The organism is Pseudomonas arsenicoxydans, assembly GCF_006438915.1.
Taxonomy (GTDB): domain Bacteria; phylum Pseudomonadota; class Gammaproteobacteria; order Pseudomonadales; family Pseudomonadaceae; genus Aquipseudomonas; species Aquipseudomonas arsenicoxydans_A.
In genome coordinates, this window is the sequence record NZ_RCZE01000018.1 from 84,743 (window position 1) to 106,646 (window position 21,904).

The following is a 21,904-nucleotide window of genomic DNA, read 5'->3' on the forward strand; positions in this document are numbered from 1 at the left end:
CGCGATGGCGGGGTGTCAGTCAGCATCATTGTTAAATGACACACCGCCATCGCGAACAAGCTCGGCTGCTACCGAACCTTGAACCGCCCCATGATCGAACTGACGCGCGCATTGGCGTCCACCAGTTGCCGGGTATTCAGTTCGCTGGCCTGACCGCTTTTCACCAGTTCATCCACCATGTGGCGGATCTGCACCATGCTGCGGTTGATCTCTTCGGTCACCGCACTTTGCTGCGAGGCGGCGGTTGCGATTTGAGTGCTCAGGCCGTTGATGTGGCTGACGGAACCGGCCATTTCATCCAGGCCGGAGTTGACCCGTGCTGTCGCGTCGGCGGCGGACTGGCAACTGGCCTGAGTGTTTTCCATCGCAGCGACCGACGAACTGACGCCTTGGGTCAGGCGCGTGAGCATTTCATTGATTTCCGAGGTGCTGGCCTGGGTGCGGCCGGCGAGGGCGCGGACTTCATCGGCGACCACCGCAAAGCCTCGGCCTTGTTCACCGGCCCGGGCCGCTTCGATGGCTGCGTTCAGTGCGAGCAAATTGGTTTGCCCGGCGATAGCGCCAATCACCCCCAGAATCTCGGTGATGCGTTGGGCGTCCTGCTGCATGCTTTCGACTTTGTGGGTGGCGCTCGCCACTTCCTCGATCAACGCAACCACGCTGCTCGACGCTTCGCCCACCACCACCCGCGAACGGTCGGCGTTTTCGTTGGCGCGCTTGGTGAAGGCCGCTGTCTCGGCGGCATTTTGCGCGACGCTTTCAGCGGTCGAACTCATCTCGGTAATGGCGGTGACGGTCTGATCGGTTTCCGAAGCATGGCGCACCAGAATCTGACTGGTATGGGCCGAGGTGCGTTGCAGGTTGTCCAGGCTCGACGCCATGGCGCCAGTGGCCTGGGTCACTTCACCGATCATGTTCTGCAAGTAGACGATAAAGGCGTTGACCGAGTAGCCGATGGCGCCCAGTTCATCTTCGGCGCGGATGGTGATGCGTTTGGTCAGGTCGGCGTCGCCGGCAGACAGCGCATCGATGTTGGCCTTGAGGATTTTCAAACGCTGGACCAGTTGGCGAATCGCGTAGATCTGCAGCAGCGCCAGCAGAATGACCATCGGGATTTGCAACAGACTCAAGGTGCTGAGCACGTCATCACGCTGGGCGGTGATCAGTTTGCTCGGCAGGGCGGTGGCGAGGAACCACGGCGAGCCTTCGATGGGGCGCATGAAGAACGTGCTGTCTTCGCCGTTGTTGTCGAATTCGACGCGTTGCGACTGGTCACGGTTTTGCAGGCCGGCTTTCACCTGGCTCGCGAACGGTGAGTTGCCCGCCAGTTCACCGATGTTTTTCAGCACGATGGGCCCGCTGATGCGCGAACTGTTGCTGATGATCTTGCCGTCGGCTTCGACGATCAGCATCTCGGCGCCAAGGTCTTTTTCCTTTTGCGCGATCAAGTCATTGAAGAAGCCCAGCGTCACGTCGATGGTAGACACGCCGTACGCCACACCATTTTTCTGAATGGCCATGGCGCAGTTGGTGCGCGGCTCGGCACTGGCGTCATCTTTATAGGCCGCCGCCCAGGCACATTGGCCACGTGGCGTTTGCATGCCGCCCTTGTACCAGGCCTGGTCGTAGTAGTTCGGCGCAGCGTCACTGTTCCAGAACGTATTGACTGCCAGTTTGCCCGAGGCGTCACGGTGCCAGAAGGTGCTGAATTTGTTGCGCCCGGCTTCACGTTGGCCGGGCAGCGGCCAGATCCCGCCGCCGAACACTTTTAACTCACCGTACTGATCCACGAGGCCTGGCAACACCGCGTCGATGCCCGCGCTGTCGAGCAACGGAATGGTTTGGGTAATGCTGCGTTGCTGTGCCTGAACCTTGTTCAGTTCACCCTGGATTTGCCGGGCGACGTCGGCGATGCGGTTGAGGGCCACCTGTTCTTCGGTATGGCGCAGTTTAGGCGCGACCAACTGGCTGATGCCGACCACCGTCAGCACGAACAGCAACAGGATAAACAGGACCAGAAACAGCGTGTAGCGAGCCTGGATCGAACGGAATGTGGGCATGGGACCGGTCCTTGTGTGCAGCACTTTTATTATTAGGTTTGGATGAGGCATCGGTGCTTCATCGGGCTATCGGCTTGGGCAGGGATAGCTTTAGGCACGATCGTCCAAGAACAGGAATCCGCGGAAACAGGCGTCAGGTATCGAAACGGATACAAACAAACTAACCGAGACGTACAAAGTGCCTCATTAGTTGTCTAGACCCCTCCCGAAAAGTTTGTCTAGACCAATGACGCCGGGCACTTGCTAGTTTGTATCTGAAATGTACGGAAATTGTAAAAAACAGGAAATAGTGGTTGGAGTGGCCAGTGGCCAGAGTCGATACTCGCTCGCTCTAAACCCGGTCAAGAAGGAACTATTTATGGGCACGCAGTCGGGAGCTCGGTCATGACGATCGGCAATGCAGGGGGGTGGACGGCCAAGGCGGGTCTATTGGTGCAGAACACTGGCGGCGGCAAGCCCGTGACGCACAGCGCCAGAGTCAAGCAAATGCTCGCGCTGGTGGGCACCAATCCTAATGCGCTGAATGCGGCGAGGATGGATGAGCAGAAAATATTCAGGAACGTTAAAGGCTTCGATCCGGAAAATGTATCGTCCAAACAACTGGGCAACCTCAGTGCGTTCTTGCGCGGCAGAGGGTTGATTTCCGATATTACGTCGATGACCTTGATGAACGCCGGGGACAAGTTTGACCGGTTCGGGGTTCAGAATGACCCGGATGCAAAGTTCAATGCGCTGGAATATTTCGCCACGCAACTGGACACCATCCAGAACAACAGCATCAAGGGCGATAAATACGCGGTTGGCCTGATCCCGGAATACAAGACCGCCATCTACGTCCTGCAAAACCTGGCCAGTTACGGCAAGGGCAACGGCACTACCGTCCCTACGGACAAGGGCGTCAACTCCAAGGCATAACAGGTTGCCGGCCCGCTCAGAGTTGAGCGGGCCAGGCATTGTGGTTAGCGGTCGAGCAACTTCATGACTTCCTCGGGGTAACGCAAGCCTGCGGTGGCATTGGCGGGGAAAATCGCTTCCAGCGCTTTCAGTTCATCTGCGCTGAGTTTCACCTCGAGTGCCGCGACGTTTTCTTCCAGGTATTTGCGCTGTTTGGTGCCGGGGATCGGGATCAGGTAGTCACCTTGCGCCAGCACCCAGGCCAACGCCAATTGGCCCGCGGTCACGCCTTTTTCTGCGGCCAGTGCCTGTACTTGGTGCACCAGCAGCAGATTCTTCGCAAAGTTTTGCCCTTGAAAACGTGGACTGAATCGACGGTAATCATCCGCCGCAAAGTCGTCCGGGCTTTTCAATGCTCCCGTCAGAAAACCACGACCCAGAGGGCTGTAGGGCACAAACGCCACGCCCAGCCGCCGACACGCCGCCAGGCAACCGTTCTCCTCCTGGTCACGGCTCCACAACGAATACTCACTTTGCAGCGCGCTGATGGGGTGGACCTTGTGCGCCCGTTCCAGGGTAGTGACTGACGCTTCGCTCAAGCCCAGGTAACGCACCTTGCCGGCCTGCACCAGCTCGGCCATGGCGCCGACGGTTTCTTCGATGGCCACCTGTGGATCTATCCGGTGCTGGTAATACAAGTCCAGGGTTTCAACGCCGAGACGCTTGAGTGTGCCGTCGATGGAGGCGCGAATGTATTCCGGTCGGCCATTGACACCCCGTGCGGTGGGGTTCGACGGATCGCGGACGATGCCGAATTTGCTCGCCAGAAACACTTGCTCGCGTTTGCCGGCAATGGCTTTGCCGATCAATTCCTCGTTGGTATGCGGGCCGTACATGTCGGCGGTGTCGAGCAGGTTGATCCCGAGTTCGAGTGCGCGATGCAAAGTGGCGGTGGCCTCGCGGGTATCCACGCCGGTGGTGTAGAAATCGGTCATGCCCATGCAGCCCAGGCCGATGGCGGAAACCTGCGGGCCGTTTTTGCCCAATTGACGTGTTTGCATGAAATCAACTCCCTGTGGTGTGAGCGCACAGTGTCGACCTCGACAGAAACAAGATAAACCGGCTAAAACTGCTATCACTGTTCGTCATTTCTAAATAATCCTCGGGAACGCCAGCACAATGGATCGTTTTAACGCCATGCGCGTATTTACCCGAATCGTCGAGCTGGGCGGGTTTGCCAAAGCGGCAGACAGCCTGCAATTGCCCCGCGCATCGGTCACTGTGTTGATCAAACAGCTTGAAGCGCATCTGGGGGTACAACTGCTGCAACGCACCACGCGCCAGATCAGCCTGACCCTCGACGGCGCGGCCTATTATCCCCGTTGTGTGCGGCTGTTGGCGGACCTGGAGGAGACTGAGGCGGTGTTTTCCGCCGCTCGACACAACCCCAAAGGGTTGCTGCGGGTGGACATGCCGGCAGGGATCGGGCGCTTGATCGTGATTCCGGCGTTGCCCGAGTTCACCCGCCGTTATCCTTTGATCGAACTGGAGCTCGGACTCAATGACCGTCCCGTCGACCTGATCCGTGAAGGCGTTGATTGCGTGTTGCGCGGCGGCTCTGCGCTGGATGAGTCATTGGTAGCGCGGCCGCTGGTCATGCTGGATCAGGTCACCTGCGCCAGCCCTGACTACTTGCGGCGCCATGGAATCCCTCAGTGTCTGGCAGATCTGGAAGGGCACCGGATGGTTGAATATTTCTCCGGCACCACCGGTAAGCGTTTTGGACTGGAGTTTCAGGTTGATGACGACGTTCAGCTCCTGGATCTGCCCAAACAGGTGGCAGTCAACAGTGCCGACGGTTATCTGGCTGCCTGTGAGGCGGGATATGGACTGATTCAGACCCCGTATTACCACGTTGCCCGCCAGCTTGACGAAGGCCGTTTGTGCGAAGTGCTGGGGAACGTGCCGCCACCGGTGATGCCGTTGACGGCGCTGTACCCGCCTCACCGCCAGCTGTCCCGGCGGGTGAGGGTGTTTGTCGACTGGCTGGTGGAGCTATGCGCGCAACCGGGCCTTAACGTTTACAGGAACAATTCAAGCGGCTGAACACGCACTGTTCAGTGCCCCGATGTTGCGCTGCAGGTCATCGTGCAACTGTTGCATGTCAGGGCAATCCAGGCTGAGGTGGCGCGGCTGCACCCCGCGATGAAACAGGGCTAGCCATCCATGGCTACGGGGGGCTGGCATCAATCCGGTGAAGGTGAAACCCAGCATCGATAAACGGCGCAGGTCCTCGGCAAAGTGCTGTGACAGTGTGACTTTGGCGCAAACAAGCCAATGAAGTGGCAGCCGCCGGAGCTGATCCAGCAGTCGGTCGTTCAAGCGGTGAATGACGATGGCGTAACGCTGATGGTGTTGCTTGATTTGCAATGCCATCGAAGACGGCGATGTCGTGCCCTGACAAGTCCCGAACACAGCGCTCAACCGCTGCATCAATCGACGGCAACTCTCGGGCCACGGCAGGTCGGGCAGGGGACGTGCATGCCCTTGGGCCGCGTAACAACCGACCACGATGGTTTCCGGCAGCGGTTCTGCGAAAGGAGACGGTACGTAATCGGGGAGCAACCCCGTGCTGTGGAAGCCAATGTTTTGCGCCATGCGTTGTGTGTAGGGATGGTGAGTGACTTGTTTGATCAAGACACTGATGAACCCCAACGCACTCGACTCCCTCAGTATTGCCCGACTCAGGTGCGTGGCAATACGTTGCCCTTGCGCGCAGGGGTGGACCACACTGAGTGCCAGTTCCGGGGTGACTGTCCGCGTGGCGTTGCATAACGCGGCATGCCCCAGAACGCGTTCGCCATCTACCGCCAGCATGGAAACCCAGCTACCGTCGGCATTGTGCTGGTTGATCATGCTCGGCATATAAACATCCGGTTGAACGTAATGATCCCCGTAGACCACCCGAAATAACTGGCTGACGGCGCGCGCATCACCGGGTTCATAGCGGCGATAAACAATGTTTGGCATCACACGGCCTCCATTGAAAACGTGTCATATACCCGCAGATCCAGGACTCTCATCTGTTTACCGGAGCGCGGGTGAAGTTGCAGATCGGTGGCCGCGCAGGGCACCACGCGTAACTCCAACAACCCCTCGCGACTCAACTCCCCGATGCCGCGGTAGTGGGCGACCAGTGCTTCATACAACGCTGCGCAGAGGAGGACGGTGTCGTTTGATGGGGCGTCGACCACCCACTTCACACTGACGATGTCCTTGACGCCTTCTTGTTCGATCATCAATTGCCATTGGTCACTGCGAGCAATGCGCTGCATGATCGACAGGATTTCGTCGACCAGCAGCGTCAATGACCCTACCCGTACCCTTTGGCTGTGGGCGCTGCGTCCCTTGAGCGCGAACTTTCGCATCGGCGTGGCGCTGGGTTCACGCCAGCACGCGCGATCACCCACCGGATAACGCAGTAATGGCATCAGCCGACGTGTCAGGTTGGTCACCACCAGCAAACCGGTACGATCACACTCTTCAATGACTTCCCCGGTGAGTTCATCGATGATTTCCAGCAAGTTGTGCGGTTCAAATGCCCGATGCTCGCCCAAGGCACAGTCACGGCTGCTGGCCCCGATCAGGCCGGCATCGACGCTGGCATAGCCGGCAGAGGCAATGCGCACATTGGGAAGCACCGTCTTGAGCATGGCTATTTGCGTGGGGAACAGGCTTTCGCCGCCGTACAGCAAGGTATCCACCCCCAACAGCGTCCGTTGATGCTGGTGCAGGTAAGCGGCAAATCGCAGTAACTGCGCCGGCACGCCAACCAATACGTTGATTCGGTACTGATCAACCGAGTCGGCCAGTACCTGCATATCGACGTTGCCCGTGAACGGGAACTCGCAAATGGGAAGTTTGACGTGGGCCAGTGAGTCATGGATGAACACAAAGCTGGCGTATAGATCGCCGGAAAAAAACAGATTGGCGACCCGGTCGCCGTTCTCCAATTGGGCACCAAGGCTGGCGCCGAATGTGCTGACCAGTGTGTGCCATTCCCGAGCGGTATAGACACTCAGTTTGCCGTCGCTCGTCGATCCACCGGTTTTAAATACCAATCCATCATCGACGTGGCCTGTCAGCACGGGCCAATCATTCAAGTTGTTGCTGCCTTTCCAATAATCAGCGGTGTTGGTGATCGGTATATTTTTTAAAGTGGCTTTGTTTAAAGAGCCTTCGAGGAGTGCCGGCAAGTGTTGCAGGTGTTTTCGATAGTAGTTCGAATGTTGCCTTATATAAGACACAAACTGTTCAAGCGAATAAGTTGAATTCACGGGCTTCTCTTTTGTCAGGCATTTCTACGGTTAAAAGACATGCTGTCGCTCAATGGCGATCTATTTATGCTCGATGATCAATGACCAAAGGTGTTTTTCCGCTGTGTTTATTTCTTGCGAACTCCGATTCGGCGCACTCGTGAACGACAACCGTTATAAAGCGATCGCTCACTGCGTTCGACAGTGCTTCATCGGTCAATAAACATTGGTAAACATTGTCGGCGTCTGAACTCACTAAAACGCGCAACCGCTCCATGCCGTCCGGCGTGTGGTCGAGGACCATTTGAATTGGCATCCCGATGCTGTCCTGCAGCGCCAACGGTGAAATGAACTGTGTGCCTACACGCAGCAGCTTGCCGTGGCGCTGAAGCAACTGGAATCGAGGTGATTCAAGCCCACATGGGCAGGCTCCGGCTACCCAGCGACCGGTGTCGCCAACGTCATACCGGCGCACGTCCTGGCCTTGCCGTGCCCGGGATGTGAACAGCAAACGGCCAATCTCGTCGGCCTGAACAGGCACATCCTGTTCAATGTGTACGATTTCCAGGTGTTGGGTATCGCACATCAAATGGAACACGCCATCGGCCGTCGCGGCGCAGGCATGCCCCAGAGGACCTGCGTCGACCGAGCCATAGATCGCCGATCGTATTTTCTGCACACCACAGCTTTCCATCAGGCGCACGCTGGCCTTTGCCGGGTGCTCGCCACCGAGAAACACCTTATTGATGCCGCCGTACGCACGAAGTGGGTCCTGTTCATTTGCAAACAGGCGGTGCAAGGTGCTCGGCATGCCGATCAGTACGGTGACGCGGTAATCCACGATCATCCGGGCTATTTCACTGAAGTCGTCATTTGGCGGTGCCCCCATCGGAAAATGGGTAATGCCCATCTGCTCAAGCACCTTGGTAAAGCTGGAAAACCCGCCGTACAAGCTGCCGCCGTAGAACAGGTTCATTACCCGATCCGTGGAAGAATCAAGGCCTGCGGCGAACATGCCGTCGGCCGCCGCGCGCATCTGTCGCTCGAAATCGCGATAACTGAACCCCGAGAGCGTCGGAGTGCCGCTGCTTCCTCCCGAACGAAAATACAACTGAGCTGCACCACTGATTGGCCGGTTCACGAACGCGTTTTTATCCATGATCGGCGCCTGGCCTACAGGAGGAGGCGGAGGTAGCGCGTCGAGTGTTGCCCGCCCGGTCACGGTCGCCTGCGGCAAACTCACCGAGATTCGGCGGCTCAGACGGGACAGCGCGTAGACACCATCATGCGGTTCACCGGTGTAGCCGTCATGAATGGACCCGCAGGGCGCAATGCGCGTGACACCGGCATTGACCAAGGTGCGTACCAGCTGCGGCGTTTGCAGGGGTGTGCAGATCAGCGCGCAACTTTGCAGCACGGTACGCCACGGCAGTAACGTCTCGGCGATCAAGTGATTCGGTACCGGTTTGAGCATCAGCGTGCGGAACAGTGGCGATGGTGCGAGCGTTTGATGGTGCTCCCAAATGATCCGCCACCCCGAGCCGTTCCAGACACGGCCGGTCTTGTTCGCGAAGCAGAGGTCCAGTCGTGCCATGGCGCAGCGAGTGGTGATTTCCGAAGCTTCCTGATCGGTGGGTACCAGCGCCGGCCACTGCGGGGCGCGACGTTTGAAGGCGTCGACCAGCCGCTCACCCATATCCTGCAACACAGCCGGATCGTCACTGTCGACCAGCAACCATTGCGGGCTGGAGCAGGCCTGTTGATCCAGGCTACAGACTTCATCCACCAGGGCATCCAGCGTTGATGCACAGGCCGCGTCTGGCGACAGGTAAGCGAAACTGATTCTGTGTCCCCAGTCGATCCAGCGACATCCGGCGGGGATGTTGTCACGAATGGCTTTGAGCGCCTTTTCACCCCCCCAGGCAGCCACGCCATCGGCGTGGGCGCAGAGTTCAGGGATCTGTGCCGTGCTGACAGGCAGCACCGCGACGAAATCCGCCAACCTGCCGCTGATGTCACACTGCACCAGCGCCGCGAGTAACCGGGCGGTCACGCCTTCGTCGCTGGAACTGGGACGAAGCCAGTTGATGTTGCCGGCGAGCAGGCTTTCGACGACTGCGCAGAACGCCAGCATCGGTGCGTTGCCCGGTGTCACATGCACGACCAGTCCCAGCGGGTGCCAGCTTTCAAAACTCGCTTGCCGGTAGTCGATACGTCGCAGCGAGCGGGGTTGTTCGCCCAGCTCTCGCTCAAGTTTGGTGTTGAGACTGTTGCGCTGGCAAAAGTCGACAAGCCCTTGGCGTTGATCATCGTCTAGAGGGAGATCCAGTGTTCGAGCCAGCAATTGCTGGGCAAAACGAGTGGCGGTTTCGATCACGGTATCGCTGTCGATCGGTGCACTCAGCAGCTGTGGCAGTTGTTGATGCAGTCCCTGAAGAGTTGCCTCAAGAGTGACATCGTCGCGCAGGTGGCCATTAATCAAGTACATCTCATGCCTCTCCAATCAGTTCGGACGCGGCCATTGCGCAGCTTCGGCTGGCGGTGGTTCCGGCGCGTCCATGCAGTTCAAACCAGTCGGTTGTCAGGCCGCACCCGCAGCTTGCGCCGGGATGCAGAGTCGCCAGATCGCCCATCACCACGGCATGCGCCGGGCTTGAAGAAATGTAGGGCGATACGAATTCCAGCAAGCCACGCCGGCCGTAGGGCTGGACGCTGAAGTCGGCGGGATTGCGCACGAAAACCTTCGAATAAACCGGCACATGAAAATGCTGGTGAGCACATTGGACGTAAGGCACGGCGTGCTCTACGGCTCCGTAACCATCCCGGCAGCGAGCCAGTTCGATACCCAGTTGGCGGTTGATCCGTTGATACAACTGCGACAGGGGGATCTCCTGCGCGGCCTGGGTTTTCCAGCCTCCGCCGAGAAATACCAACGACTCGGCCGGCAGCTTGAGGTCCGCGCAACCGGTGTCGTCCATGTGTTGCAACGCCTGGGACAGAAACGCTGGAAATCCAAGAATGCGCACGGGTAAACCTTCTTCGGCGAATGCCTGCAAGGCGTGGACAACCCCGAACACATCGAACGCGTGGCCTTTGCCGGTCAGGCGCAATCCGTAGGCGACTCGGTTGGCGGGCGCATAGCTGCACAAAAACTGATCGGTGAAGGCGGTCCCCAGGCTGATGGCTGCTTCGGGTTCATAGCTCAGGAGCAAGTAGTTGCAGGGGCGGTCTGGAGTGTCCCAGCCGTAGTGCCGGAAGATGTGGCTCACCATGCCTTGGGCGGCCGCCATGCTCCGGGTGTCGTAGCGCATGCGACTTTTTTGCCCGCTGGTACCTGACGATGTCAGCTCCAGCGCGCCTTCGCCCGAGGGGCTCGACAGTAAATGGCGTTTGAAATAGTTGGCGAAAATCGGCGGCAACCTTGACCAGTCATCCATCGACTCCAACGCCTTGGCATCAAGTCCGTTGGCGTTCAGCCAGTGCTTATATCCCGGTGTTTGCTGGTAATGGAACAGGCTGATTTCGCTCATCGCCCGATTGAACAGGCCATCTGGCACTGAATCCAGGCAATAGGGTTTTGTTAACGCGCAAAGCGCATCGGTGTGGGGTAAATGGATCATCAATGGACCTGCGCTTTGGGATCAGACGGTAAGTGCGACAGCGTTGCGGCGTAGAACAAACCGCAAGGGCAACAGGCACAGGAGCCCTGCGATGCCCGCCATCAGGGCGAAGGATTCATGGCTGTTCCCGGCGCCGGCTGCCGCGAGAATCGAGCCACCGCCCCCCATGACGACGATTGAGATCATGCCGATCATGGCCGAGACCAAACCTTTGCTGTCGTCGCTTGTAAACAAGGCGAGGCGGTAGAGTGCGGCATTGCTCATGCCAAGTCCGACGGCGTAGAGACCAAGGCAACCGATCAGCAAGGGCGTCGAGACGCCGTAGGCACTGAGGATGACCAATGCGATGAGCCCGCCGCACAGAGGCCACAGTGCGTATCGAATCAATTGGGGGATTTCGGTCTTGGCGATCAATCGATTGAGTATCAGATTGCCAAGAATGACCGCCGCAAACACCGGGATTTGCCACAGACCATACGCCAGCGGCGATAACCCCAGATTGTGCATCAGCAACAGCGGTGCCAACCCGATCCAGGCAATCAAGGGCAAACTCATGATGCCCAGCGCGACAGTGGCGCTGAGGAATCGCGGGTTACCGAGCAATGCGGCATAACGGCGTACGGTACCGCCCCATTCAAACGGCACGGCCATCAGGCGCTGGCCGTCGTGGCGCAGCGTGCCTACGGTTTCCGGCATGTACACGTAAAGTGCCAGCCAGACCAACAAGCCGCTCATGCCCAACAGTAGAAACAGCTCCCTCCAGGTCAGCCACTCCAGCAACAGGCTGCCTAACAGTGGGCCAAGAAGCGGAGAAAGCAATGCGACATTTCCCAGCAATGCCATGATTTTTATGGCGTCCGCTTCGCAGAATACTTCCTGCAATGCCGGGTAGCTGACGGCGATGACAAACCCCAATCCCATGCCCTGTATCAGGCGTAATCCATTGAACACATAAATGTTTTGCGCAATGAATGCAGCACCGCAGGCGAGGGCGAATAGTGCGCAACCGATCAGTAACATTTTACGGCGGCCGAAGTGATCGGACAGTGGCCCGATAAGCCATTGCAACAGTATCCCTCCCGCCAGATACAGGGTGAAAGCGTAAGGAATATGTTGTGCGCTGACATTCAAGTCATGAGTGACGGTCAACATGGCCGGCATGATAATGTCGCTGGCCATATAAGTCAGCAGTTCGAAAAGAGTTATTGCAAAGCAAAAGCCAAGTAGATGATACAGGCTTATTTTTATTAAAGGCCTGTCCATGACATTCCTGATGATCGCGTTAAATTGATGTGGCGATAGAGTATCCAGCGAGCCGGTGCAGTTCCAATGAACGATTGAGACTTAAAGCTTCAACAGTTTTCGTGATATGTCCAAGTGCAGCTAAGTCTTAAATGCAAGGTGAATAAGGCTGTACGAAAAATGCCCGCGACAGGGCGGGCATTTGTTCAGTTGTTATTGGGTTGGAGAGTTTTCCTACAAGTGAATGTTCAATTACCTATGAGAGAACACCGGCCCAACGTTATCGATGCTGGTAATAACCCGGCCCGCCACGGTCGTAGTGGTGATCCCCGTGCCAACCGCCGTGGGGGAAAATGATGCAGCCACTCAAGGCCAAAATTGCGATCAGGGGAATCAGCTGTGTGATTCGACGAAACATTTCGAAATCCTCATGGTTAACGCCGCTATGAAGCCAAATCTCTTCATCGGCTGTAACATGAGACCCCGTTTACAGCGCGCCATCCCCGTAGAAAGGTAGGGGTTTGGCATGCGTTCGGATACAAAGCGGATACATTTCAGGTTCAGGAACTCGCAATGACTCAATCGCAACGTTTGAAATACTCGATTCTGATCTCCCTGGTCGTGTTGGGGATCATGTTCGGCCTTTCGTATCTGCAAAACGAAGGTGTCATCAGCGAGAAGCTGTTTCAGTACATCGCCATCGGAGTGGCGGTGATCGTGGTGGTGGTCAACGGCGTGATGCGTCGCAAGGTCAAGCCTTGAGCGACGCCTCTTGAACGGATGAACCGCGATGGAGCATGGCTAAGGCGTGCGGATGCAGGCTGTAGCTTTTGTCCGGATTGAGCGTGATCACGCCTTCGCTGCACAAGCGTTTCAATACTTCCCGCACGCTGAGAAAGGACAAGGGAATGTCCAGGTCCAGCAACTGGCTGTGCACGCCGCGCACGCCAAGGCTTCGGTCGCTTTCGGCGGCGACCAGCAAGGCGTCAATGACTTTGAGGCGAATCAGGCTGGTGCGCAGGCCAAAGCTCTTGAGCAGCAATCGGATGCGCTCATTGCCATTGCGCTCGCCGCGCGGCTCGAAAATACCGGAGCCCATGGCAGGGCCCGTTGATGCATTGCTGCCGTCCGTTGGCAGTTGCGAGTTGTACATGCAAAAACTCCTTTTCCGAGCCAGCCAGGAAATGTAAAGGGGGCTCTCAGTCATTTAGACGAACGAGCACGACAAATAATGAAGGCCCAAATGTAGAAAATTTGTCGGCGCCATGTCAGCGGCATGTGAGAAGGCCAATTGGAATGGCTTTGCGAGCCTAAATTTTTGTCTTTTGTTTCGTTCCTGAGAGAAGGCAGGGTGTTTGTCTTTTCGATCAGGAGCGAGTGTGATTATTTCCAGGCAGTTAACCAGGCTAAGCCTTGCGGGTTTGTTAGTGGCGCTGAGTCTTGCGGCAAACGCCCGCAGTCAGCCAGAGCAGGCGAGCGCTGACATACGCCGCACCGGTTTCGGCGTGCCGCACATTCGTGCCGACAATGAGCGGGGGCTCGGTTATGGCATCGGTTACGCCTACGCTCAGGACAACCTGTGTTTGCTGGCCAGCGAAATAGTCACCGTCAATGGTGAGCGCTCACGCTACTTCGGTCCGCAACAACGGACTGTCGAAGAGCGTGAGAACCTGGTCAGCGACCTGTTTTTCACCTGGCTGAACACCCCAGAAGCGGTCGCCGGTTTCTGGCAGGCGCAAACGCCCGAAGTGCAACAACTCGTTGACGGTTATGTCGCCGGCTACAACCGTTCGCTGGCAGAACGCCGTGCACGGGGTTTGCCTGCGCAGTGTCAGGGGGCCTGGGTGCGCGAGATTACTTCCCAGGACCTGGTCAAGCTGACCCGTCGTCTGCTGGTCGAAGGTGGAGTAGGGCAGTTCGCCGAAGCGTTGGCGGGTGCCACCCCGCCCCAAGCCGTCACGCAAGTGAGCGCCGCGCCGTCGTCCTTCCAGGTGGCGGCCTCGCGCATGCAGCGGTTTGCGCTGGATCGCGGGAGTAACGCCGTGGCCATCGGCAGCGAACGCTCGTTCAACGGGCGCGGGATGCTGCTGGCCAATCCGCATTTCCCCTGGGTCGGCGGAATGCGCTTCTACCAGATGCACCTGACAATTCCCGGCAAACTGGATGTGATGGGCGCTGCGCTGCCAGGGTTGCCGATGATAAACATCGGGTTCAACCAGCACCTGGCCTGGACCCACACGGTGGATTCGTCCAAACATTTCACGCTGTATCGGCTGCAACTTGATCCCAAGGATCCGACCCGCTACCTGCTGGACGGCAAGTCCAAACCATTGCACAAACAAACCCTGACGGTGAAGGTGCAGCAACCCGATGGTCAGACCTCGCAGGTCGAGCACGTGGTGTACAGCTCGGAGTTTGGCCCAATTGTGCAATGGCCCGGAAAACTCGATTGGGATCATCAATACGCGTACAGCCTGCGCGACGCCAACCTGGATAACGATCGGGTCCTTCAGCAGTGGTATGCGATGAACCAGGCGAACAGCCTCAAGGATTTGCAGGCCTCGGTGCACAGCCTTCAGGGCATCCCGTGGGTCAACACCCTGGCCGTGGATGATCAAGGGCAAACGCTTTACATGAACCTGTCGGTGGTGCCAAACGTCAATGCCGAAAAACTGGCCAAGTGCAGCGATCCCCGGGCAGGGTTGCAAATGATCGTGCTCGACGGCTCCAACAGTGCCTGCGCCTGGGATATTGACCCGCAAGCGGCGCAAAAAGGCATTTATGCAGCAGCCAATCTGCCGCAGTTGTCGCGCAAGGATTTTGTGCAGCACTCCAATGATTCCGCCTGGATGGCCAACCCGGCGCAACCGCTCACCGGGTTCTCGCCGCTGATCAGCCAGGAAGGCCAGCCGTTGGGCATGCGCTCGCGTTTTGCACTGGATCGATTGAGCACGCTGAACAAGTCCGGGCTTTTGACGGCAGCGGATTTGCAACGGATGGTAATGGACGATCAGGTGTACCTGGCCGCCCAGGTCATGCCGGATCTGCTGCAGTTCTGTGCCGGTGACCTGGTGGCCGATGACGCGGCGCTCAAGCCGCTGTGCGGCAGTTTAAAAGCGTGGGACCGCCGGGCGAATCTGGATAGCGGTCTGGGCTTTGTCCACTTCCAGAAAATCATGGAGCCGTTGCAGCAAAACCCGGGTATCTGGCGCGTGGCATTTGATCCCAAAGATCCGCAAAACACTCCGCGTGGTCTGGCCATTGACCGGGCGGATGTCGCCAAGGCGCTTCGCGAGGCCATGCTCGTTTCGGTAAAACAGGTGAAAGCCCAAGGATTGAAGCCAGACGTACGCTGGGGTGATATTCAAGTGGTCAGCAGCGGCGGCCAGCAAACGCCAATCCATGGTGGCCCCGGCACATTGGGCGTCTACAACGCCATTCAAAGCGTGCCGAGAACAGACGGCAAACTTGAAGTGGTCAGCGGCACGAGCTACTTGCAGGTAGTGACTTTCGATGACGAGGGGCCGCACGCTCAAGGTTTGCTGGCGTTCTCGTTGTCCAGCGATCCGGGTTCGAAGTACGCCCGGGACCAGACGCTGGCTTTTTCGAAGAAGCACTTGAGTGTGCTGCCGTTTACCGAGCAGCAGATCACGGCAGACCCGCAGTACCAGGCGCAGACGATTCGCGAGCAGGATGGAAAAGCCGGGACGGTGGCTGCGCAGTAACCGCCAAGGCGCCGGGTTCAAAAAACCAAGGCCGCACCCTACAAGGGTTGCGGCCTTCAGCTTTTAGGGGTTTGAAGCGGAATGGAGTTGAGGACCGGATTGCCGTCCTTGTTGCGGGTCAGGTAAACCGGCAGCACCTTGGGCAAGGACGCCACCAGGTTGTTGAGCTCCTTGATGTTGTAGATACCGCCGAGGCGGATCTGACCGGTGCTGTGATCGGCCACCATCACGGGTTTGCTCAGGTAACGATTGATCAATGGCAAGGCGTCGTTGAGTGCCAGGTTATCAAGCACCAATTTTCCACTGCGCCAGGCCAGCGAATTATCGTTGGCGTAGGTCTGACTGATTTGTGGCGTGTAGTCACCCTGTTTAAAGCGCGCCTGCATGGCGGGGCCGAGACGTACACCATCGCCTTGGAGGTCGTCGTTGCTGGTGACCAGCACCGACCCTTCGATCAGGTTTACGCGGACCTGGTCCTCGTACATCCAGACGTTGAATCGGGTCCCGGTGACCCGGATCCTGCCGCTGGCGGCCTTGACGACAAAAGGGTGAGTCGTGTCATGGCTGACGCTGAAGAAGGCTTCGCCTTTTTTCAGCGTGACTCGGCGCTGATCCTTGTAGTTGCTGAACGTCAGCTCACTGCCAAGATTCAGTTCCACCTGACTGCCGTCGCTCAGGGTGACCTGGCGGACCGTATCACTGGCTTCAAAGTGTTGATAGGAGTTGGGCAACCAACCCAAACTCCAGCCACTGTATGCCGCCAGCGGCAACGCCAGGGCGCACACGGCGGCGGCAATGCCGACACTGCGCCAGGGCGTGGCAGGTTTGAGGCGCGCAGCATGATTGACGGCTTCAGGGCGCGGCAGATCCCCGGCAACCTCCCAGATCTCCAGCATGGCCTCGTATTCGAATGCATGCAGCGGATGGGCGTCATGCCATCGTTCGAACGCTACCCGTTCTTCAGTCGTGCAGTCGACGGCATGCAAGCGCATGCACCAATGCGCTGCGGCATCGGTGATCGCGTCATAGTCGTCTGGAGATAGAGAATTGTCGGTCATTGACTCATCCTGATTTCCGGCATTCTAACCTTGGGAGGAAGCCTGCGAGAACAGCCGTCATGGCAATTAACCATCAATTGGCGTTATTTTTTGTGCTCACGGCGTACTGGCGTGCAATTGTCGACCCAGGTTACCAATCAGCCACGCGATGCTGTCGGCGTTACCCAGTTGTACTTTGAGCCGTATCAGTGGGTCTCTCTTGAATGTATGGCGAGCCCCGCTCAGGTTTTCTGCCCCGGTCAGCTCTAAAACATAATCTTTCAGTCGTTCAGTATCCTCATGAAGGATATCGCCCAGTTCCTCCCACTCGTCAGTATCAGGGTCATTAATCATGAACAGCTGGGTGTACGGCGTCTCAATTGAAAGTGCGGTGCTTTGTACCGTTGTCAATGCACTTTTGAGGGCATTGCCAATCGGGTCTGACGTGCTGATCAGATCGGCGAAAGGGCGGCCGGGGTCAAGGTAAGTGATGTCTTCGGCGTTACAGACGATGTGTGCAAGTTCGTGAATGATCGTCATCGCTCTGCTATGGGCACCAATAGGGAAGTGCGCGTCGCTAAGGTATTGGCGGTAATGGTCGTAATTGGGCGCGAAGAATTTATCGACCAAGTGAATTTTTCTCGTTGCATCCCCGGGAATGATGAAGGCGAATGTATGCTCCGCGCCCTCAATCACCTTGCCGACCACAAAACGATTGGAGTCGGGCTTTCTGAGCGTTGGGTCGAGCAAGGCTGAAAAAATTTCGGTCACGACTTTTTCAAGCTGCTCCACATGCGCGGGCAATACGTGCGAGACCCCCATAAAGTCGGCGATGAGCTGATGCACTGGGGTCTGCGTATCGTCGCAAGCCTTGAGCAATTGCAGGTTGCGAAAGCTGTTCCAGGCATAGGTGGTGGCCTGGTCCAGCGCTTCTTCGATCTGACGGGCCTTGTGCGGGAACAGCCGACGGATCCGTGGCATTCCTCTGGCGTCGACGTTCATACCTCCCCACACCGACACTGCCGTATGCAATCGGTTGAGAAGGCTGAAGCCAGGCAGCCGCGAATCCCGGTCCAGGCACCATTGTTTCGCCAGGTTTTGGCGCAACAACGGGCCACGGTTTTTTGCGCTTGCAATGCGCCAACGAGTACCGTGCTTGTTGACCGGAAACACTTTCCCTTCAACCGCGGCGTAGCGTTTCCTGGTTTTTGGGTGGGTGTATAGCCCGAGTGTCGAGTCTGATGTCAGCGAACCCAGATCAACATCGATGCTTTCGTGGCGCTGTAATTGCGTGCGTTCGGGCGCGGTGGTGTCGACGTCATGCCAGCTGAAGCGACGGGTGGGTGCCTGCGCAACAGTGGCACTCGCGTTTGAAGATGGCTGCGCATGATTGCCAAGTGATTGGCGTAACGTAGCGAGTTCAGCAATGCCCTCGATGAATTCTCTTGTGGCTGCCCCCCACTTATGTGTCTGAAGGTCCTCGGCGGATTGCTTGATATCGCGATAACTGCGCCAAACCGTGACGGGGTAAGCAAGTTTGCCGATGAAAAATGAATAGGCCTCGTGCAAGTCTTCGCCCAGCACATGCTTGATGGTTGTCCATTCGGCGTGGTTTTTCTCGTCGGCCTGACAACCCAGGAGTCGGCCCAACAGCGCAGCGTTGTCGTTGAACAACTGGCTGAACAGGTGGCCTTTGATCGGATTGGAGGCCAGCGTGACCTCGCGGGTGGGTCCGTCGGAAGACACCGGCGCTGCGCGGGTCGTGCGGTTATTGGTGTTCGCTATTCGTTGCTCCAGCAGGGACCGGTCCGCCAGGGGTGAATGTGTGAGTACCCAGTCGAGCAGTGGCCCTTGCGCTTTCAACTCGGTCAGCAGTTGGGCTTCGTTTTCATATTCCTTTATCCCGTGACTTGGGCAGTGTGGCGCGACAAGGACTTGGGGCGCTGTGCTATCGGCGGCTGAGCCGATCAGGTAAACACCCGCCACCTTGATCGTGTGTGCGCCCTTGATGCCCAGGAACTCAAGCGGGCGGATGATTGCATGGGCACCATCGACTGCCGCGCGAGCGATGGCGTCGGGCATGTCCATGATTTGCCGGACCAGGTCAAACCCGGTTTCGCTCAGGCGTTCCTGCAATTTTTCTGTGTGGGCGTAATGCATCAGTTGCCAGGGCAGTTGGCGGTAGAAGCGTTTTCTGCGATCCGCATTGCCCGGGGTGTCGGCAAGCGCCTCACTCAGTATTTTTTTCTGTTGCTCCCCCGTTTTCAGGTTTCGTATCAGGTCTTTGATGTAGCTTTCGTCCATTTCTTCGGGAATCACGGTGCTATCAAGCGATGCCAGTTTGAATCGGGCCTGGTCCAGTTCCTTGAAAGGTGTCAATGCAAAGTCGGTGAGGGTTTGCACACTGGGCGGTGACGTCGGCCGTACGCTGAGCTGGATCTGAACCTTGTCCGGGTCGATGTAGAAGGTGTCCGCCTTGAGTTGTTTTTCCAGTTCGGCGTGAGCCGTGCGCTGCAGTGACCGCAGGCCCGTCAGGTAATCCTCGTCGTTTTTGACGTTATCGAGGTATTGCTGCAGCAGTTCCCCGTGCAGCGCCAGGTCTTGAATGGAGGCGTTGGCCAACCATGTCGGAAGTTTTTGTTGAGTCGTCAGGGACAGGGCAATATCCGTCGCACGGCGTAATCCTGTCAGCGGCTGCCGTAGCGCCACCAGGTGCAGCAGGTCAGTCAATGGCGAGGTGGGGAGCGACGTGGCCAATGCGCGAGTGAGGCACGTCTGGTCGAGATGAACATAGGGCTTTTGAAGGTGATCGAGAAAATGCCCGTGGGTCCGTTGCAGCGGTGCCAGCGTGTAACTTCTGCCGGGTAATCGCTCGCTACGACTGAGGTTCTCCAGCAGTGTTAACCGCAACGTGCGGTCTTGCAGACGATGATCAAGCGCGGTGCGTAATCGTGACAGTGACTCGAAGGCCTCAAATCCCGACGCCGGCGTCCACAAGACTGATTTGCCCGAATGTTTCGGGTCCAGGCCGCCTCGTTCTGTCAAAACGAAACAACTGGCCAGTTTTAACGGGGCTGTAAGGTCGCCTGGCTGCAACGCCAGGGAAAATACCTCCGGCAAAAAACCGTTAAGCGCGGCTCGTTGCAAGTGAATCGGGCTGTCGAGCACGGTTTTGATGATGGCCTGTTCCGTCGACCCTAGGGTCCGTGTGACGGTGCGCAACTTCAGTTCTGTGCGTAATGCCGTTGACAGGGTATAGGCGAAACTCGATTGCAGGTTCGCCACCGATGAACTGACCAGGCTGTGTGCCTGGGCCAGGGTGCTTAGGCCTGGGGGAATGGCCGGGTGCTTGTCCAGCAGTTGATCGAGCGCCTGTTCAACCGACTCAAGGCGCACCAGACCTTCCTTTGCTGACTCGGCTCGCACGGTCACCGGTTGCGCACTCCAGCGTTGATCAACCCGTGTACTCCAGCGGCCGGCGGCATCGCAGGCCAGCAGCCGGTCGTCGAACAGACCACGGACATCCAACGCATTATCAATCAAGGCATGAGGGGACAGCGTGCCTTCGCTTTCACGGTAACGACTCAACGCATGACTGAGGTTGCCCCGCTGCTTGCCGAGGATGCTGGCGATGACTTCTTCAAATACCGGCTCGGTGACGGGGCGTCCTTCAATAGAGCACTGATCGGGCGGCAACCCCAGAAAGGTGCTGCGTTCACCCAGCGACATAAAGTTGAGCAACGTGTCTTCATGCCCTTCGCTTTTGAGCATTTGCAGCACGATTTTCTTGATCGCAGGCAACGTGTCGGTGGCTTCGATGCCGCGAGACGGGGTGTACAAAAATCCCAACGTATCGGCGCCGCCAATCATCAAGGCAGAGGCCAGTTCCACGTAGTGCTTGAAGGGGGCGGTGACCCGCACTTTTTCGACGCGCAGCGCAGCGTCCGTGGGGATGCGGCTGACTTTTATCAGTTGCAGGTATTCCTGCGTCGTTAACGTCCCCTCCTGGCGCTGAAGCAGAAGCTTGAGGTGGAACGAATCGCGCAAGCCCTCGCTGAAAAACGCTCGGCGTGACAGTCCATTGCTCATGGCCGCGTTCCAGAACACGTCGAGCTGGCTGTGCAAGTGCGGTGTGAAGCTTTGGGCGATGTCTTTTACCGCACTTTCCCAAGCAAGATTATCGGCATCGCTGCTCACGCCGTGCCCTGGATGGGCAAAGACCCTGGAGTCGCCCGCAGGCCACTGGTTGGTCAGGTAGAAGTGGAGGAGGGCTTCACTGAGTGAGCGCTCGGCAATCGTGTGATGGTGTTCACCGTCGGTGAAGGGGGACGCTGTTCTGACAAAACTCTTCAGTCGAGTCAGACGTTGGTCCAAACCGGGAAACGGCTTGCGCAATGCATCTTTCAGCGTGTCATCGAGCATTGATTGCAATGTCGGTTTTTTCAGCAATTCGCCCATCATCGTGTTGATGTTCAGTGCCTGATTCTGCTCAAGCCTGATCTGCTGATCCTGAAACACTGCGCCGGCGATTTCTGCAGTGGAAATGTCAGGATCCGCGTTGGCAGATAGCGCGCAGCGTTGTTCGATAGAGAGAAAGCGCAACAGCTCCTGTTTGTCGGTGTCCGACGCCAGCCACTCCTTGAGTTTGCTTTTGAGGTCGTCCATGTCCGCAAACTTGGTCAAGCCTTTCCACGGTGTGTACAGCGTGACCTCGCCATCCTCCGGCCGGCTCATCGCAAACGCGCCGGCCAATGGGATATCCGGTGTGCCCTGCCTGTTCAGTGACAGCAGGTAAACGTACATGGGGTCTTTTTGCGTAGTGCGGGCGACTTCGGTCGCCAAATACACGTTCTTCAACCATTTCAGGTCGGCAAGGGTGAAGTTCAGTGCTTTTTCGCGGTCACCGGGCTGCCGTGCAGTGGAGGCGCGTTCTGCCTCGTCGAAAAAATAGGGGGCTAGTGGATCAGTCATGGTTTTTCCTCGATGTATTGGGTGGAGGAAAAACGGTAC

Annotated in this window: 15 protein-coding genes; 4 read left to right on the forward strand and 11 right to left on the reverse strand. The window is 57.6% G+C overall.

What is annotated here, in order from left to right:
* Positions 1-68: 68 nt before the first annotated feature.
* A complete protein-coding gene (locus tag EAH78_RS29185; protein ID WP_140671451.1) occupies positions 69-2,060 on the reverse strand; it encodes a methyl-accepting chemotaxis protein in 1,992 nt (663 codons plus the stop codon).
* A gap of 384 nt (positions 2,061-2,444) precedes the next feature.
* Between EAH78_RS29185 and EAH78_RS29190 the strand changes: the two genes are divergently transcribed.
* Entirely contained in the window at positions 2,445-2,975 is a 531-nt protein-coding gene (locus EAH78_RS29190; protein WP_140671453.1) for a hypothetical protein, read from the forward strand.
* 44 nt (positions 2,976-3,019) lie between these two features.
* On the opposite strand, the gene EAH78_RS29195 is transcribed toward EAH78_RS29190, so the two are convergent.
* Positions 3,020-4,015, reverse strand: a complete 996-nt coding sequence (locus EAH78_RS29195) for an aldo/keto reductase (protein WP_140671455.1) — start codon at positions 4,013-4,015, stop codon at positions 3,020-3,022.
* A 118-nt stretch (positions 4,016-4,133) separates the two neighbouring features.
* On the opposite strand from EAH78_RS29195, the gene EAH78_RS29200 reads away from it, so the two are divergent.
* Positions 4,134-5,060, forward strand: coding sequence for a LysR family transcriptional regulator (locus EAH78_RS29200; protein ID WP_140671458.1), 927 nt, complete (start codon positions 4,134-4,136; stop codon positions 5,058-5,060).
* Here EAH78_RS29200 and EAH78_RS29205 read toward each other — a convergent pair.
* The 6 genes from EAH78_RS29205 to EAH78_RS32395 all read right to left on the reverse strand — a co-directional run bounded on the left by EAH78_RS29205 (position 5,049) and on the right by EAH78_RS32395 (position 12,550).
* Positions 5,049-5,984: a GNAT family N-acetyltransferase gene (locus EAH78_RS29205; RefSeq protein WP_140671460.1), complete on the reverse strand. Its 936-nt coding sequence runs from the start codon at positions 5,982-5,984 to the stop codon at positions 5,049-5,051. The two genes, EAH78_RS29200 and EAH78_RS29205, sit on opposite strands and share 12 nt — an antisense overlap.
* Positions 5,984-7,291, reverse strand: a complete 1,308-nt coding sequence (locus EAH78_RS29210) for an AMP-binding protein (protein WP_140671462.1) — start codon at positions 7,289-7,291, stop codon at positions 5,984-5,986. Before EAH78_RS29210 ends, EAH78_RS29205 begins: the two co-directional genes overlap by 1 nt.
* 64 nt (positions 7,292-7,355) lie before the next feature.
* A complete protein-coding gene (locus EAH78_RS29215; RefSeq protein ID WP_140671464.1) occupies positions 7,356-9,758 on the reverse strand; it encodes an aldehyde dehydrogenase family protein in 2,403 nt (800 codons plus the stop codon).
* Position 9,759: 1 nt separating this feature from the next.
* Positions 9,760-10,890 carry an acyl-protein synthase gene (locus EAH78_RS29220; protein WP_140671466.1) on the reverse strand — a complete coding sequence of 377 codons (1,131 nt, stop codon included), beginning with the start codon at positions 10,888-10,890 and terminating at the stop codon, positions 9,760-9,762.
* Positions 10,891-10,911: 21 nt separating this feature from the next.
* Positions 10,912-12,153, reverse strand: coding sequence for an MFS transporter (locus EAH78_RS29225; RefSeq protein WP_140671468.1), 1,242 nt, complete (start codon positions 12,151-12,153; stop codon positions 10,912-10,914).
* Positions 12,154-12,412: 259 nt separating this feature from the next.
* On the reverse strand, positions 12,413-12,550 hold the full coding sequence (locus EAH78_RS32395; RefSeq protein WP_170219187.1) for a hypothetical protein: 138 nt from the start codon (positions 12,548-12,550) through the stop codon (positions 12,413-12,415).
* Positions 12,551-12,705: 155 nt separating this feature from the next.
* Here EAH78_RS32395 and EAH78_RS29230 point away from each other — a divergent pair, with 155 nt between their 5' ends.
* Entirely contained in the window at positions 12,706-12,894 is a 189-nt protein-coding gene (locus tag EAH78_RS29230) for a hypothetical protein (protein WP_140671470.1), read from the forward strand.
* Here the strand turns inward: EAH78_RS29230 and EAH78_RS29235 are convergent.
* A complete protein-coding gene (locus EAH78_RS29235) occupies positions 12,884-13,285 on the reverse strand; it encodes a fe2+ zn2+ uptake regulation protein (RefSeq protein WP_140671473.1) in 402 nt (133 codons plus the stop codon). The two genes, EAH78_RS29230 and EAH78_RS29235, sit on opposite strands and share 11 nt — an antisense overlap.
* A 226-nt stretch (positions 13,286-13,511) precedes the next feature.
* Here EAH78_RS29235 and EAH78_RS29240 point away from each other — a divergent pair, with 226 nt between their 5' ends.
* The gene (locus tag EAH78_RS29240) at positions 13,512-15,857 is read left to right on the forward strand and encodes an acylase (RefSeq protein ID WP_140671475.1); all 2,346 of its coding nucleotides are present in this window, start codon (positions 13,512-13,514) and stop codon (positions 15,855-15,857) included.
* Between the two features lie 56 nt (positions 15,858-15,913).
* Here EAH78_RS29240 and EAH78_RS29245 read toward each other — a convergent pair whose 3' ends face one another.
* Together EAH78_RS29245 and EAH78_RS29250 are read right to left on the reverse strand one after the other, a co-directional pair.
* Positions 15,914-16,915, reverse strand: a complete 1,002-nt coding sequence (locus tag EAH78_RS29245; RefSeq protein ID WP_140671477.1) for a FecR family protein — start codon at positions 16,913-16,915, stop codon at positions 15,914-15,916.
* Between the two features lie 96 nt (positions 16,916-17,011).
* Positions 17,012-21,865, reverse strand: coding sequence for a dermonecrotic toxin domain-containing protein (locus EAH78_RS29250; protein ID WP_140671479.1), 4,854 nt, complete (start codon positions 21,863-21,865; stop codon positions 17,012-17,014).
* Positions 21,866-21,904 lie beyond the last annotated feature (39 nt).

Excerpts from the sequence above, each read along its gene's own strand:
- EAH78_RS32395 (WP_170219187.1), bottom strand. The coding sequence starts at position 12,550 with ATGTTTCGTCGAATCACACAGCTGATTCCCCTGATCGCAATTTTGGCC.
- EAH78_RS29225 (WP_140671468.1), bottom strand. The coding sequence starts at position 12,153 with ATGGACAGGCCTTTAATAAAAATAAGCCTGTATCATCTACTTGGCTTT.
- EAH78_RS29205 (WP_140671460.1), bottom strand. The coding sequence starts at position 5,984 with ATGCCAAACATTGTTTATCGCCGCTATGAACCCGGTGATGCGCGCGCC.
- EAH78_RS29220 (WP_140671466.1), bottom strand. The coding sequence starts at position 10,890 with ATGATCCATTTACCCCACACCGATGCGCTTTGCGCGTTAACAAAACCC.
- EAH78_RS29215 (WP_140671464.1), bottom strand. The coding sequence starts at position 9,758 with ATGTACTTGATTAATGGCCACCTGCGCGACGATGTCACTCTTGAGGCA.
- EAH78_RS29190 (WP_140671453.1), top strand. The coding sequence starts at position 2,445 with ATGACGATCGGCAATGCAGGGGGGTGGACGGCCAAGGCGGGTCTATTG.
- EAH78_RS29200 (WP_140671458.1), top strand. The coding sequence starts at position 4,134 with ATGGATCGTTTTAACGCCATGCGCGTATTTACCCGAATCGTCGAGCTG.
- EAH78_RS29195 (WP_140671455.1), bottom strand. The coding sequence starts at position 4,015 with ATGCAAACACGTCAATTGGGCAAAAACGGCCCGCAGGTTTCCGCCATC.
- EAH78_RS29185 (WP_140671451.1), bottom strand. The coding sequence starts at position 2,060 with ATGCCCACATTCCGTTCGATCCAGGCTCGCTACACGCTGTTTCTGGTC.
- EAH78_RS29245 (WP_140671477.1), bottom strand. The coding sequence starts at position 16,915 with ATGACCGACAATTCTCTATCTCCAGACGACTATGACGCGATCACCGAT.
- EAH78_RS29235 (WP_140671473.1), bottom strand. The coding sequence starts at position 13,285 with ATGTACAACTCGCAACTGCCAACGGACGGCAGCAATGCATCAACGGGC.
- EAH78_RS29230 (WP_140671470.1), top strand. The coding sequence starts at position 12,706 with ATGACTCAATCGCAACGTTTGAAATACTCGATTCTGATCTCCCTGGTC.
- EAH78_RS29250 (WP_140671479.1), bottom strand. The coding sequence starts at position 21,865 with ATGACTGATCCACTAGCCCCCTATTTTTTCGACGAGGCAGAACGCGCC.